The organism is Permianibacter aggregans (assembly GCF_009756665.1).
GTDB classification, from domain to species: domain Bacteria; phylum Pseudomonadota; class Gammaproteobacteria; order Enterobacterales; family Permianibacteraceae; genus Permianibacter; species Permianibacter aggregans.
This window is the reverse complement of sequence record NZ_CP037953.1, coordinates 632830-645781: the sequence shown is the minus strand read 5'-3', so window position 1 is coordinate 645781 and position 12952 is coordinate 632830. Positions and strand designations below refer to the sequence as shown.

At 55.6% G+C, this 12952-nt stretch carries 15 protein-coding genes; 13 read left to right on the top strand and 2 right to left on the bottom strand.

Going from position 1 to position 12952, the window contains the following annotated elements:
* The first annotated feature begins 131 nt into the window (after positions 1-131).
* From E2H98_RS03020 to E2H98_RS02990, 7 genes are all read left to right on the top strand, one after another.
* Complete coding sequence (locus tag E2H98_RS03020; protein ID WP_133587670.1) at positions 132-1025, top strand: ATP-grasp domain-containing protein; 894 nt, start codon at positions 132-134, stop codon at positions 1023-1025.
* Positions 1026-1055: 30 nt separating this feature from the next.
* Positions 1056-1580, top strand: coding sequence for a gamma carbonic anhydrase family protein (locus tag E2H98_RS03015; protein WP_133587668.1), 525 nt, complete (start codon positions 1056-1058; stop codon positions 1578-1580).
* A gap of 41 nt (positions 1581-1621) precedes the next feature.
* Complete coding sequence (locus E2H98_RS03010) at positions 1622-2095, top strand: DUF4826 family protein (protein ID WP_133587666.1); 474 nt, start codon at positions 1622-1624, stop codon at positions 2093-2095.
* Positions 2071-3495, top strand: a complete 1425-nt coding sequence (locus E2H98_RS03005) for a transglutaminase-like domain-containing protein (RefSeq protein ID WP_133587664.1) — start codon at positions 2071-2073, stop codon at positions 3493-3495. The genes E2H98_RS03010 and E2H98_RS03005 overlap by 25 nt, the downstream gene beginning before the upstream one ends.
* Entirely contained in the window at positions 3492-4355 is an 864-nt protein-coding gene (locus E2H98_RS03000) for an MBL fold metallo-hydrolase (protein ID WP_133587662.1), read from the top strand. The genes E2H98_RS03005 and E2H98_RS03000 overlap by 4 nt, the downstream gene beginning before the upstream one ends.
* Before the next feature lie 320 nt (positions 4356-4675).
* Complete coding sequence (locus E2H98_RS02995) at positions 4676-4969, top strand: late competence development ComFB family protein (RefSeq protein ID WP_133587660.1); 294 nt, start codon at positions 4676-4678, stop codon at positions 4967-4969.
* 74 nt (positions 4970-5043) lie between these two features.
* Entirely contained in the window at positions 5044-5910 is an 867-nt protein-coding gene (locus E2H98_RS02990; RefSeq protein WP_133587658.1) for an alpha/beta fold hydrolase, read from the top strand.
* Positions 5911-5916: 6 nt separating this feature from the next.
* Here the strand turns inward: E2H98_RS02990 and E2H98_RS02985 are convergent, their stop codons facing one another.
* Positions 5917-6714, bottom strand: coding sequence for a response regulator (locus E2H98_RS02985; RefSeq protein ID WP_133587656.1), 798 nt, complete (start codon positions 6712-6714; stop codon positions 5917-5919).
* Positions 6715-6852: 138 nt separating this feature from the next.
* On the opposite strand from E2H98_RS02985, the gene E2H98_RS02980 reads away from it, so the two are divergent.
* Genes E2H98_RS02980 through E2H98_RS02955 form a run of 6 tightly spaced genes read left to right on the top strand, consistent with a single transcriptional unit; the run spans position 6853 to position 12148 of the window.
* Entirely contained in the window at positions 6853-8508 is a 1656-nt protein-coding gene (locus E2H98_RS02980) for an AMP-binding protein (protein WP_133587654.1), read from the top strand.
* Between the two features lie 26 nt (positions 8509-8534).
* Entirely contained in the window at positions 8535-9734 is a 1200-nt protein-coding gene (rnd, locus tag E2H98_RS02975; protein WP_157591219.1) for a ribonuclease D, read from the top strand.
* Between the two features lies 1 nt (position 9735).
* Positions 9736-9993 (top strand): YcgL domain-containing protein, encoded by a 258-nt coding sequence (locus E2H98_RS02970; protein ID WP_133587650.1) that lies wholly within the window; start codon positions 9736-9738, stop codon positions 9991-9993.
* Positions 9980-11047, top strand: a complete 1068-nt coding sequence (locus tag E2H98_RS02965) for a lytic murein transglycosylase (protein ID WP_133587648.1) — start codon at positions 9980-9982, stop codon at positions 11045-11047. Before E2H98_RS02970 ends, E2H98_RS02965 begins: the two co-directional genes overlap by 14 nt.
* Positions 11044-11718 carry a fumarylacetoacetate hydrolase family protein gene (locus E2H98_RS02960; RefSeq protein WP_133587646.1) on the top strand — a complete coding sequence of 225 codons (675 nt, stop codon included), beginning with the start codon at positions 11044-11046 and terminating at the stop codon, positions 11716-11718. Before E2H98_RS02965 ends, E2H98_RS02960 begins: the two co-directional genes overlap by 4 nt.
* The gene (locus E2H98_RS02955) at positions 11705-12148 is read left to right on the top strand and encodes a YcgN family cysteine cluster protein (protein ID WP_133587643.1); all 444 of its coding nucleotides are present in this window, start codon (positions 11705-11707) and stop codon (positions 12146-12148) included. Before E2H98_RS02960 ends, E2H98_RS02955 begins: the two co-directional genes overlap by 14 nt.
* Before the next feature lie 94 nt (positions 12149-12242).
* Here E2H98_RS02955 and E2H98_RS02950 read toward each other — a convergent pair whose 3' ends face one another.
* Positions 12243-12935 (bottom strand): TorF family putative porin, encoded by a 693-nt coding sequence (locus E2H98_RS02950; protein WP_133587641.1) that lies wholly within the window; start codon positions 12933-12935, stop codon positions 12243-12245.
* Between the last annotated feature and the right edge of the window lie 17 nt (positions 12936-12952).

The window sequence follows — 12952 nt, the reverse complement described above, 5'->3', positions numbered from 1 at the left end:
GTACAGTGCGCCTGGCCGGCTTGCCTTGGCCGATATCCGGCTTGTACAAGGATTTCAGCGCAGGAAAACGCCGCGATTTCTGCTAGGCTTTGCGCCCTTTATCACCCGCAAACCGCTGTACGGAGCCTTCCATGCTCGACGTCGCCATTGTCACGCAACGCGAATACCTGGCCGCCAATCAGGACGATGTTCATATTTGTCAGTTGCAATTGGAGGAGGCCTACCTGGTTCGCGCGTTCAGACGGTTGGGCGTTTCAGTGCAACGAGTGGGCTGGGATGATCCGGATTTCAGTTGGCGCTCGGCCCGCTGCGCACTGATTCGCACGCCCTGGGATTATTTTCACCGCTTTGCCGAGTTTTCGACTTGGCTCGACCAGATCAGCGAGCAAACCCGCTTGATCAACGACGCGGCCATTTTGCGCTGGAATATCGACAAGCATTATCTGCTCGACTTGGCCGCGCGCGCCGTTGCCATTGTGCCGACCGTTATCGCCGAGCAGGGCTCAACACAATCGTTGTTTGAAATCGCCGAACAGCAAGGTTGGCGAGAAGGCGTATTCAAGCCGACCGTTTCCGGCGCCGCGCGATTGACGCATCGGTTTTCACTGGCTGATGGGCAAGCGCAGCGGATTTTCAGCGAGGCGTTGCGACAGGAAGCGATGATGGTGCAGCCGTTTCTGCCAGCGGTGCAAAGTGAGGGCGAATTGTCGCTGATGGTCATCGATGGCGTTTGCACCCATGCCATCCGCAAAATCCCTAAAGCCGGTGATTTCCGGGTCCAGGATGATCACGGCGGCAGCGTACTGCCATACTGGCCGAATGACGAGGAGCGCCATTTTGCCGAGCAGGCCATTGCTGCCTGCTCGCACATACCGCTTTATGCCCGCGTCGATGTCGTCCGTAATGAGCGAAATCAGTTGAACCTGATGGAGCTGGAGCTGATTGAACCGGAACTGTTTTTCCGGTTTTCGGTGCCGGCTGCGGAACGTCTCGCTGCGGCCATTGCCCGACAATTATTGGTTTGAACCCCCCGCTAAACTTGAAGGGAGCATCCGATGCTTTACCGCTTTGAATCACGCACACCGGAACTGAGAAGCGAGCAGGTGTTTGTCGCGCCCGATGCCAGTCTGATTGGTTCGGTGATCGTGCATCCGGAGGCGTCCATCTGGTTCAACGCCGTGCTGCGCGCCGACAACGACCGAATTGAAATCGGTGCCCGCAGCAATATCCAGGACGGGTCGATTGTCCACACCGATCCGGGAGTGCCGGTGATTGTCGGTGAGAATGTCACGGTCGGCCACAAGGTCATGCTGCACGGCTGCCAGGTCGGCGACTTTTCCTTGATCGGCATGAATTCGGTGGTGCTGAACCGGGCCAAAATCGGCAAGCATGTGCTGGTGGGCGCCAATTCCTTAATCCCCGAAGGACGGGAAATTCCCGACGGCGTACTGGTACTGGGATCTCCGGGTCGAATCATCCGGGCGCTGACCGACGAGGAGAAGGAAAAGTTATCGTGGTCGGCACAGGTTTACGTTGATAAGATCGCCCGCTATCGCACCGGCCTGCAGCCAATCGCTTGAGTGGGTCGGGCTACGTTATTCACTGAACACAGGTTGATGTCATGAGCCAGCAACAAAACGCGGCCCCGAGCCAGGAAGAAGTCGAACGCCGCAGCCGTGAGTGGGTGCAGAAAGAATATGCCCGCGCCCTGACCCATTTGGCCAATATGGGTATCCAGCAAGTTGGCGTCACGCAAAGCGAAAGCCGGGTGTTGCCGCCACTGGTCGCGCTCTGGCGTTGCCATGGCAAGCTGGATGGCAAGAACACCGAATTATGGGTCGTAACGGGTCAGGATATTCCGGTTGACCACATTGCCGTCAGCGCGGCCAACAATGCCCGCGATGCGATGCGCAACCTGTTCATGAACTGGCAGTTGAAAGCGGCACGTCTGGAACAGGGACTGGCCGCAAACCGGCTGGAGCTCGGCAGCGCCGAATTGCAGCAGAACTATATCAAGTCGTTGATCACCGCCGCCGAACGTCTGGCGCAGCTGGTGGAAACTCCTACACTTTGGCCAGAATTCCAAAAAGCCTGATAGGCCGCATTCGTCTTGGCCTGACGCTGGCACTGCTCGGTGCCGGCGTCATTTTGCTGCTTTGGTGGCAACGTCCGTACCATCCTGAAGAACGGCTGGGGCAAAGCTTTCATTATTCGCTCTGGCGCCACGGTCAGCCGGTTGGTCATCAGCAGGAAAGCCTGCATCGCTTCCCGGATGGCAGCTGGCAGCTGTTGCAGAACACCCGCATCCAGTTGACCGCGCGAGCGCAACTGGTCGAGGTGGATGAGCAGACTGATTGGCGCTTTGCCGCCGACTATCCGTATCCGCTGCTTGCCGTGCAATGGCGTCGCCGCCAGGGTGAGAAGCTGGAAACACTGGTGTTTAACGTCGATGAAGGTCATTGGCGTGGTGAGCGCCGGTCCAACGGTGAATTAACGCTGATCAATCAGAACGCGCAGAACTATTCGCTAATGGATGTCATGCATCTGTCGGTGTTGGCCCGAAAGCCGGAGCAGGCTTTGCCGTGGCGTCAGCTGGAGCTCGATTCTCTGAATGTCGTCAGCAGGCCGGTCGCGGTGTTGGCAGAAGGTTCGCGCTGGCGCTTCCAGCCCTGGCAATTCCGGGTGCAGGGCGAATCGCCGATTGATTACACGGTTTCGGCCAGTGGCGTGCCGGTGGCGATGCAGCTCGGTGAGCGCTGGCAAATGCGCTGGCAGGATGACGAGGTGGTGCAGACGGTCGAGGCCAATGACAACTATCGCCTGCAAACGGTGCCGGTACGTGCCCCGCGCGAACTCGGCCAGGCGCGAACCATCCGCGGTCTGTCATTACGCTGGCCGCAGCATATTGCGCTGCCGCTCAGTCACAGCGAAAGCCAGCAGGTGCTGCCCGGTTTTGTCTACACCGACAACCGCCAGCCGGCGGTACAGGCTTCCGACGCCGAACAGCGCCAGGCCCTGCAGAACGAAGCGCGCTACCGGCTTGATGACAAACGCCTGCAGCGGCTAGCCGCGCAGCTGACCGAAAATGCCGAAACCGGCGAACAGAAAGTGGAAAGACTGCTGTTGTTCGTCAGTCAGCACCTGCAGCAACAGGATGTGCTGGTCGAGCAAACGGCGACGGAAATCCTGCAGAACCGAGTTGGTGATTGCACCGAATACGCGCAATTGTTTGTCGCATTGGCACGGGCTGCGGGCTTGCCAGCCCGTGAAGTTTCTGGCTGGGTTTATCTGGGCGATGGCGAGCCGCGTTTTGGCGGTCACGCCTGGGCAGAAGTGGCCATCGATGGTCGCTGGCTGTCAGCCGATCCGATGTGGAACCTGATGCCGGTGTCTGGTAGTCATTTGCGCATGGGCGACGGCGAGGCGGGTGCGCTGGCGGTGGCGCAGGCGCCGCATAATTTTGAATTTGTTGTCGAACAGGTGAGTTATCAATGAAGGCTTTGTATTCAGTCCGTGGCAACAGCCAGAAACTCGATGGCGGCGCGATGTTCGGCAACGCACCGAAAGCGCTGTGGGCGCGTTGGGTCAGCGTTGATGAGCTGAACCGTATCGATCTTGGCTGCCGGGCCCTGCTGGTTCGCGACGGCGACCGTCATATCCTGTTCGAGGCCGGCATCGGTGCCTTTTTCGAGCCGCGTCTGCGCGAGCGTTACGGTGTTGTCGAAGCCGAGCATGTGCTGCTCGAGTCGTTGCAAGCGCTCAATGTTGAGCCGGAAGATATCGATGTCATCGTGCTGTCGCACCTGCATTTCGATCATGTTGGCGGCATCCTGAAGGCTTGGCAGGAAGGCCAACCGTTATCGCTGGCGTTTCCGAATGCGTCCTATGTGGTTGGTGAGCAGGCCTGGCAACGGGCCGAGCGTCCGCATCCGCGCGATAAAGCGTCTTTTATTCCGGGCTTGACCGAACTGCTGAGTGCTACCGGCCGAGTCGAGCGCATCAGCGGTGAGTATTCGCAAACGCTCGGTGAGGACTACCGCTTTCATCACAGCGACGGCCATACGCCGGGTATGCTGCTGGCGGAAATCGCCATGCCGGAAGGGCCGGTGGTGTTTTGCGCGGATCTCATACCGGGCACGGCCTGGTTGCACGTGCCGATCACGATGGGTTACGACCGGTTCCCTGAGCTATTGATCAATGAAAAACAGGCATTGCTGGAAACCATGCTGCGGCGTCAGGGCCGTCTGTTCTATACCCATGATAGTAAGATCGCGTTGTCGGGCGTTGGCCGGGATGAGTCTGGTAAGTTCGTGCCAGTCAAGCCAGTGCCGGAGTTGAATGCCGTCACCGCTTGAAAGAAAAAAACGCCGTTTTCTGAAAAAATTTTCAAGCCAGCGGGAACTGCGATCTATAGCACCGGTCACAAGCCATGTTCCCGGTATCACACCTCGCTCGGCGAGGGTTGTCACGATATCGAGAGCTGAGTGTTCATCATGGGTCTCCTTAATGTGAGTATTTGTTTTCAAGTGTGAAAGCCTGGGCCGCGTTAGCGGCCCATTTTTTTTGCCTCGCCATTGCGGCCCATTTTTTTATCTTGCAATTACTTGGGCAGGCAGTTGAGCGCTACCTGCTGCTCAACTACCCTTTAGGCAACAACAAAGGCGGAGCAGCAGCGATGTACAAAGAAATGTATCCCCACGATGATCTCACCAACCTCAGCGAGGAGCTGGTGTTCGAGCAAATCCACCAGCTATTGCAGGAGGGCGAACTGCCGCCGATGTCGGAAGTTTCGGTGCAGGATATTGCTGCCATCGCACTGAACAAAATGCCGCCGAAATACATCACCAGCATCCTGGAAAAGCAGAATCCGAGTCAGTCTTTGCGTGAAGAAATGGACGACTTGCGCCGCTATGCCCGTCGCCAGGTGATCAAGGCGGCTGAGCGGGTCAGAGAACACCCACACGATTGAGGCGCGCTTTCAATAATGATGTGGCGGCGCACAAAAGCTAGAATATCGGCCATGCTTAGCCAACGATAATTGCCATGCCCACCAGCAAACCCGAACGCGAATACGATCTGTCCCTGCACGGCACGCGCTTGGCCGTAGTCGAATGGGGCCCGACTGATGCCACGCCGCTGTTGTTCATCCACGGCTGGCTCGACAACGCCGGATCGTTCGCCAGCTTGGCGCCACTGCTGGCCGGTGACTATCGCTGCATCGCGCTCGATATGCCGGGACATGGGTTGTCGGAGCACTTGCCGGGCACCGTCAATTACCAGTTTCTCGATGGCGTGCAGACCTTGTTCGAGGCCTGCGAAGCGCTGCGCTTGGCACCGGTCAATCTGGTCGGGCATTCAATGGGTGGGGCGCTGTCGATGCTTTACGCTGGTGCCTTTCCGGACAAGGTTCGGCGTCTGGTCAGCATCGAGGCATTCGGGCCATTGACGCGCAACGCCGAGGATACCGCCAGTTCGTTTGCCTACGCGGTGATGGAACATGTGCGTCGGCGTGAGTCGAAAAAGAATGTTTTTCCCGATATCGATACGGCGCTGAAAGCGCGTGCTTCAGTCGATAAATTACCAGCTGAATTGTGGCGTCCAATTGTCGAGCGCAACCTGGAGCCAGTTGAAGGCGGTTTTAGCTGGCGCTCCGATGCCCGTTTGCGTCTGCCGAGCCTGCTGCGCATGACTCACGAACAGGCCGGCAGTTTTTTCGAGGCGGTGACGGCGCCGGTTTTACTGCTGAAAGCCAACCACGGCCTGCCGCTGGTCGCCGAAGCGCTGGCCATTCATGGCCCACAAATGGATACGCTGGAGGTCCGTGAGCTGGACGGCGGTCATCATATCCATCTCGAACAACCGGAAACGATCGCCCGCTTTATTCGCGGTTTTGTTCCTCTGGATAATTAAGGACCATTAATGGTTGAGCATATTCAGCAGCGTCTGCTTGACCACATCTGGTGAGAACGGTTTGTCGAGCAGCGCTGAAACACCGGCCTGCTGCACGCCTTGCAACAGTGTCTGATCCTGTTCGCTGGTCACCATCATGATCGGAATGTAAGCGCCGTCGCTGCGGCTGCGTATCGCTCTGACCAATTCCTCGCCATCCATTTCCGGCATGTTGTAGTCAGTGACCACCAAATCGAAGGTCTGCTCGTTGAGCTGTTTGCAGGCTTCTTTTCCTGACGAAGCCAGCGTTACCCGCTCAATGCCGAGCGTATTCAGCATCCGGCGAATGTGGTTGCGGGCGGTCAGGCTGTCATCAACGACCAACACCCGCAGCTCATGCGGATCGAAGTGTTCCAGTTCCAGCTCTTCGTGTTCCAGATAGTGCAGCGAGGCTTTCAGCGCACGGACGATGTCATCAGCGGCAAAAGGCTTGGGCAGTATCGCGACGACACCGGCCTGCTTGATCGGATCCAAAGCCCGAAAGCGGGTTTCGCTGGATACCAGCATGAATGGGATCGCGGCCCAATCTTCGGATTGGCGTAGCGTCAGCAGCAGATCGGTAGCGGTGCAATCGGGCAGGTACATGGAGCTGATCAGCAAATCGGGTCGGTCGTGCTGCAAATAAGCTTCGACCTCCTTACCGGAACCGACGGCATGGACGCTGCCGACACCGGCCTCCTGCAAGTGGTGCACGATGATCTTTTGCTGGGTCGGGGAAGGTTCAATCAACAGAATATGGAGGTTGGCAATGACTAGGTTCGGCATTCGTGCATCAAAATGGTTAATCCTCGTCCAAGTGTAGAAGGCTTTCACCATTTTGGTTGGGTAGATGTTTGACCAGTGACGCCGGCTGTTATACCTTCGCTACAGTTTGGGGCAGGGCCCCGGTCGGAGCTATGACAAGTGGAAAAAATCTGGTTAAAACACTATCCCCCCGGCGTACCGCATGAGATCGACCCGGGCCAATTTGCCTCGATTGTGCACCTTTTTGAAACGGCTGTTGGCCGCTACGCCGATCGCCCATCGTTCACCAATCTCGGTGTCACCCTGAGTTTTGCTGAACTGGATCGCCGCACTCGCGATGCCGCGGCATTTTTCCAGAACGAGTGGAAGCTGAAAAAAGGCGATCGCATCGCGATCATGATGCCGAACCTGCTGCAATATCCGATTGCCCTTTTTGGTGCGTTGCGCGCGGGTTTAACGGTTGTCAACGTCAACCCGTTGTACACGCCACGTGAGCTGGAACATCAATTAAAAGATTCCGGTGCTACCGCCATTGTCATGCTGGCCAATTTCGCGCACACGCTGGCCGAAGTGATCGACAACACACCGGTCAAACATGTTGCGATTACCGAAATTGGGGACGCCTGTCCTGGCCTGAAACGCTTCATCGTCAATGCGGTTGTCAAATACGTCAAAAAGATGGTGCCGCCTTATCAGCTGCCATCGGCGATTGGCTACAACGCGATGATGAAAAAAGGCGCCAACCTGCCATTTACGCCGGTTACGCTTGGCCATGACGACATGGCGTTTCTGCAATACACCGGCGGCACAACCGGTGTCTCCAAAGGCGCGGTGTTGACGCACAAAAACATGGTCGCCAACGTGCTGCAGGCCGGTAGTTGGCTTGGGCCGTTCCTTGAGCCGGGTAAAGAAATCATCATCACAGCCTTGCCGCTCTATCACATCTTCTCGTTGACCGCGAACTGCATGACCTTCATGCATTTTGGTGGCCTGAATGTGCTGATTACCAATCCGCGGGATATGACCGGTTTTGTCAAAGAACTGAATAACTGGAAGTTCACGGCGCTGACTGGCGTTAACACGCTATTCAACGGTTTGTTGAACACGCCCGGTTTCAGCGAAGTCAGTTTTGCTGATTTCAAACTGGCGCTGGGCGGCGGCATGGCCGTGCAACCGGCGGTCGCTGAGCGCTGGCAGAAAGTCACCGGTAAACCGCTGCTGGAAGCCTACGGTCTGACCGAAACCTCACCGGCCGTGACCATCAACCCGCTGAGTCTGAAAAGCTACAACGGTACGATTGGATTGCCGGTGCCTTCGACCGAAATCAGCATTCGCAATGATGACAACGAGGAAGTACCGCTCGGCGAATCCGGCGAGCTTTGCGTACGTGGCCCGCAGGTGATGCATAGCTACTACAACCGTCCCGATGAAACGGCGAAAGTGCTCGATGCCGATGGTTGGCTGCATACTGGCGATATCGCTGTCTCCGATGAAAACGGCTACATGAAAATCGTCGATCGGAAAAAAGACATGATCCTTGTTTCCGGTTTCAACGTGTATCCGAATGAAGTCGAAGCGGTGGCCTCGGCTCACCCTGGCGTGTTGGAAGTGGCCGCCATTGGTGTGCCGTCCGAGCAGACTGGTGAAGCGGTCAAACTGTTTGTCGTCAAGAAAGATAACGGCCTGACCGAACAGCAACTGATTGATTTCTGTCATGACAAACTGACTGGCTACAAACGACCAAAAATGGTCGAGTTCCGCGACAGTTTGCCGAAAACCAATGTCGGAAAAATTTTGCGCCGAGAACTGCGCTGATTCCGATATTGCAGGAGAGTTTCTACGTGCAAGCATCCACAACAGGCGCGTCCAACGCGCCTTTTGTTTTTCCCGTCGAATGGCTGAACAGCAACGAATCCTTGCGCAGCGCCTGTCAACGCTGGCAGCAGTGCGAAGCCTTGGCGCTTGATACTGAATTCGAACGAGTCAGAACCTTTTGGCCGATACTGGCGCTGATTCAGATCTGCGATGGCGAAAAGGTCTATCTGATCGACCCATTGAAAATCGATGACTGGTCGCCGTTTGCTGCCGTGCTGGCCAATACCTCAGTGGTCAAGGTCATGCACGCGGCCGGCGAGGATTTGGAAGCTTTTGCCCATACCTGCGGCGCTGATATCACGCCACTGTTCGATACTCAAATGGCGCTGGCTTACGCTGGCCTGGGTGCATCGCTCGGTTTGGCCGCTGTCGTCCGTGAGCGTTACCAAGTGGAGTTGTCGAAAGAGACTGCGCGTACCGATTGGCTGGTGCGTCCATTGACCCAGGCGCAAGTCGATTACGCGGTCACCGACGTCATTTATCTGCTCGATCTCTACGCCGATTTGAAAGCACATTTACACGACCTGGAAAAGCTTGACTGGTTCTGGCAGGACGGCGAGCAAGCGATGGCGAAAGTGCACCACCAAGAGCCTGATGCCTTGCTCTATCGCCGAGTCAAACAAGTGAATCTGCTGCGCGGTCAGGAGCTCGCTATCGCCCAGGGACTGGCCAGTTGGCGCGAGCAAGAAGCCAAGGCCACCGATACCTCGCGCAATCATCTGATTCGTGATGAAGGCATCATCACTTTGGCTCAGAAAACACCGAAAAACTGGAACGACTTTACCGCGCTGAATGTATTGCATCCAAAAGTGTCGCGTCTGCACGGAAAAACACTGCTCAACCTGATAGAAAAAGCCAGAGCATTGCCGTCCGGCCAGTGGCCGCTGCCGGTGTCCCGTTTGCTGGATATCAAAGGCGGCCGGGGCTTGCTGGATCAGATGGCAAGCGAAGTGAGGAGCTTTGCCGAGGCGCATCAGTTGCCGGCGGAACTGGTGTACTCGAAGCGGGCGCTGGAATCAATCATCATTGCCGCGGTCGATCGGCTGCCGCAAGCACCGTTTGTCTGGCGCGGCTGGCGCCAGCAGGCTTTCCTAAACCCCTTTACCCATTTGTTGACCAATGCCGGTATTGCGTTGCCGGGCTGGTGGCAGGAGCAGAGTTCTTAATATGTTTTGCTATATTTACCGCAGCAGCAAGCAAGACGAAATGTATTTGTATTTGCGCGAGAAAGATCAGTTTGCCGATGTGCCGGTGGAACTGGCCAAGCGTTTTGGTCGCGCCGATTTCGTCATGGAGCTGGATTTGTCGACGCGGCAAAAACTGGCCCGTATTGATATCGAGCGCTTGCGTCAGGCGCTGAAAGACGTGGGATATTTTTTGCAAATGCCACCGAAGGTGGAAGGTGTGATTCATGACGGTGATTAAGCGTTTTACCCAACGCTTGTTTACAAAAAATGTAATGCCTTTGGTTTCGGCGGTACTGATCGGTTTTTCCGGTATCGCTGGCGCAGAAGTTTCCGAAGATCAGTGGCCGGCTTTCCTTGAGCAACTGAAACAGCAATCCCTGGCTGCCGGCATCAAACAACAGACGATCGATAACGTCTGGCCTGATTTGCAATTGATTCCTAAAGTCGTCAGTCAGGATCGCTCACAACCGAGCCGCGACAAACTGACGGTTGAAGCCTATCTGCAACGCGTGATTACGCCGACACGCATTGAGCAGGGCCGGAAGAAATATCGCGAGCACTATCAGCAGATTAACGCCATTGCCCGTGAAGTCGGTGTTGAAGCCAAATATCTGGTGGCGCTCTGGGGCGTTGAAAGCAGTTATGGTCGCTTGCTCGGCAGGCATCATGTACCCAGCGCTTTGGCGACGATGGCTTATGAGGGACGGCGCCGGGAGTTTTTCAGCAAAGAGTTTATCGATGCCCTGCGTATCATTGAACAAGGCCATATCAGTTCAAAAGAGATGAAAGGCAGTTGGGCCGGCGCCATGGGCCAGTGCCAATTCATGCCCAGCAGTTTTCTTCGTTTCGCCCGCGATGGCGACGGTGATGGTCGCGCCAATATCTGGAGCAACATGGCCGATGTCATGGCATCGAGCGCCAATTATTTGCGCATGAATGGTTGGCGTGCCGGTGAACACTGGGGGCGCCAAGTAGTCGTGCCGGATCATCAACAATTCATCCCGTTCAATAACCAAAAGAAAAACCTGAATGAATGGCAGGCGCTTGGTGTCCGTCGCGATGACGGCAGCAATTTACCGGTCGCCGAAATGAATGCGCGTTTGCGCATTGATGAAAATCCGGCCGAGCGGGTGTTTCTGCTCTATCACAACTACGATGTGTTTTTGCGCTGGAATCGCTCGGAGTTTTTCGCGACGTCGGTGGGTTACCTTGCTGATCGTATCGCGTTTCCGCCAGTGATGAACACGCCGCAGACAGACAGCATTGAAGTGGCAGCGGAGCCGGCACCATGAGATACGCGCACCATTGGCTCGGTGATGTCGCTTGCGATTATCCGCTCGGTAAAGCCGTTTGCGTTGGCCGCAATTACGCGGCGCACGCAAAGGAACTGAACAATCCGATTCCAGCCACGCCGATTCTGTTTTTGAAACCGGCCACCAGTTTTGTACCGTTATCGCCATCGTTTTCCATTCCAGGAAATCGCGGCGAATGCCATCATGAACTGGAAGTATCATTATTGATTGGCGAACGCCTGACCAATGCCAACGAGGCCGATGCGCTTGCCGCCATTGCCGGTGTCGGGCTCGGTTTGGATTTGACCTTGCGCGATTGGCAACAATCCTTGAAAAACGAAGGCAAGCCCTGGGAGTTGGCAAAAGCTTTCGATGGTGCTTTGCCATTAACCAACTTTATTCGCCGTGCGCAGTTGCAGGATTTGAGCGAACTGGAGTTCAGTCTGGAAATCAACGGCACCGTTCGTCAGCAAGGCAAAACGTCTGGGATGTTGACACCGATTCCTACTTTGCTTGCTTATATCAGTCAACATTTTACGCTTATGCCCGGTGATATCGTCATGACCGGTACACCTGCTGGTGTTGCAAAGTTACAAGCTGGTGATCGGTTGATTTTGCGTTTTCTCGACCAGGAATTCTTTACCGAAGTGCAAGCCGATGAGCGCGCTTAAACCCTTTTACTGGCGCGGCAAAAGCCTGGAAGAATTGTCGAAAACCGAATGGGAGGCGCTATGCGACGGTTGCGGCAAATGCTGCACCTATAAACTTGAAGACACCGAAACCGGTGAGCTGTATCAAACCAATGTCTGTTGCAAACTGCTCGATACCCACGCCTGTCAGTGTGCCGATTATAAAAATCGAAAGAAGTACGTCAGCGACTGCGTGCAACTGAAACCGGAAAACGTCCTGAGCTTTGACTGGTTGCCGCCGACTTGTGCTTACGTACGCGTCGCCAAAGGTAAGGATTTGCCGAAATGGCATTATCTGGTTTGCGGTGATCGCCAGCGGATACATGAAGTCGGCAAGTCGGTGCAGGATAAAGTGTTATCCGAGGAAAACGCTGGTCCACTCGATCAACATATCATTGCCCGGTTCAAATAATCGTGGATAAGTGTTTTGGTCCGTCGCTGCGTCAAACGACATTGAGCATGGCGAAAAGAAAAAGCCCGCTTCTGCGGGCTTTTTCTTAAGCTGCCTAGAAACTAAACGTAACGCTGGCGACCAGCAATCCGTCAGCCGAGTAAAGGTCTGGATCATCTCCGGCTTCGACATCGATATCGGTTTGGTGATAGCTGAGATCGACGGTGAACGGATCAAAGTTGCCGGCGATACCGATACGGCCGTGATTGAAGTCCTCACCATCAATATCGGTGTAGGTGTATTCCAGCGGAATTGACCAAGTATCGTTCAAGGCAACTTCGTAGGTGGCTTTGATGCGGTAGGCATCAAGCGCGGCTGATGCGTAGTCATCGGTGAACCAGCCTTTGACGGTAAAGTTTTCGGCGAAGGTGACACCAGCATAGACCTCATAGTAATCGGCTTCTTCATCGCTCGGTGGGCTGCTGAATGAGTCGGTGTAAATATACGCAACAGCACCGACATCGAAGCTGACGGCTTCGCTGCCGAAGGTGAAACCAACATACAGATCGGTTTCGAGGTTGGTGTCGCCACCGAAATCGACATTTGACATCCAGGCACCGGCGTAGAAGCCGGAATCGTGCGCGTAGTCCACGCCAGCTTGCAGCGCGGGTTCGTTGTCGGTTTGGCTGACGCCATCGAAGATGTAATCAGAGGTAAGCGTGACGGACCCGGAAACTTCTGCCATCGCGACCGAGGAGCCGGCGAGAAAGGCTCCTGCCATTGCCAGTTTGACCCAGTTCTGTTTCATCGTGTTTCTCCGTTAGT

Excerpts from the sequence above, each read along its gene's own strand:
- E2H98_RS03020 (WP_133587670.1), top strand. The coding sequence starts at position 132 with ATGCTCGACGTCGCCATTGTCACGCAACGCGAATACCTGGCCGCCAAT.
- E2H98_RS03015 (WP_133587668.1), top strand. The coding sequence starts at position 1,056 with ATGCTTTACCGCTTTGAATCACGCACACCGGAACTGAGAAGCGAGCAG.
- E2H98_RS03010 (WP_133587666.1), top strand. The coding sequence starts at position 1,622 with ATGAGCCAGCAACAAAACGCGGCCCCGAGCCAGGAAGAAGTCGAACGC.
- E2H98_RS03000 (WP_133587662.1), top strand. The coding sequence starts at position 3,492 with ATGAAGGCTTTGTATTCAGTCCGTGGCAACAGCCAGAAACTCGATGGC.
- E2H98_RS02995 (WP_133587660.1), top strand. The coding sequence starts at position 4,676 with ATGTACAAAGAAATGTATCCCCACGATGATCTCACCAACCTCAGCGAG.
- E2H98_RS02990 (WP_133587658.1), top strand. The coding sequence starts at position 5,044 with ATGCCCACCAGCAAACCCGAACGCGAATACGATCTGTCCCTGCACGGC.
- E2H98_RS02985 (WP_133587656.1), bottom strand. The coding sequence starts at position 6,714 with ATGCCGAACCTAGTCATTGCCAACCTCCATATTCTGTTGATTGAACCT.
- E2H98_RS02970 (WP_133587650.1), top strand. The coding sequence starts at position 9,736 with ATGTTTTGCTATATTTACCGCAGCAGCAAGCAAGACGAAATGTATTTG.
- E2H98_RS02965 (WP_133587648.1), top strand. The coding sequence starts at position 9,980 with ATGACGGTGATTAAGCGTTTTACCCAACGCTTGTTTACAAAAAATGTA.
- E2H98_RS02960 (WP_133587646.1), top strand. The coding sequence starts at position 11,044 with ATGAGATACGCGCACCATTGGCTCGGTGATGTCGCTTGCGATTATCCG.
- E2H98_RS02955 (WP_133587643.1), top strand. The coding sequence starts at position 11,705 with ATGAGCGCGCTTAAACCCTTTTACTGGCGCGGCAAAAGCCTGGAAGAA.
- E2H98_RS02950 (WP_133587641.1), bottom strand. The coding sequence starts at position 12,935 with ATGAAACAGAACTGGGTCAAACTGGCAATGGCAGGAGCCTTTCTCGCC.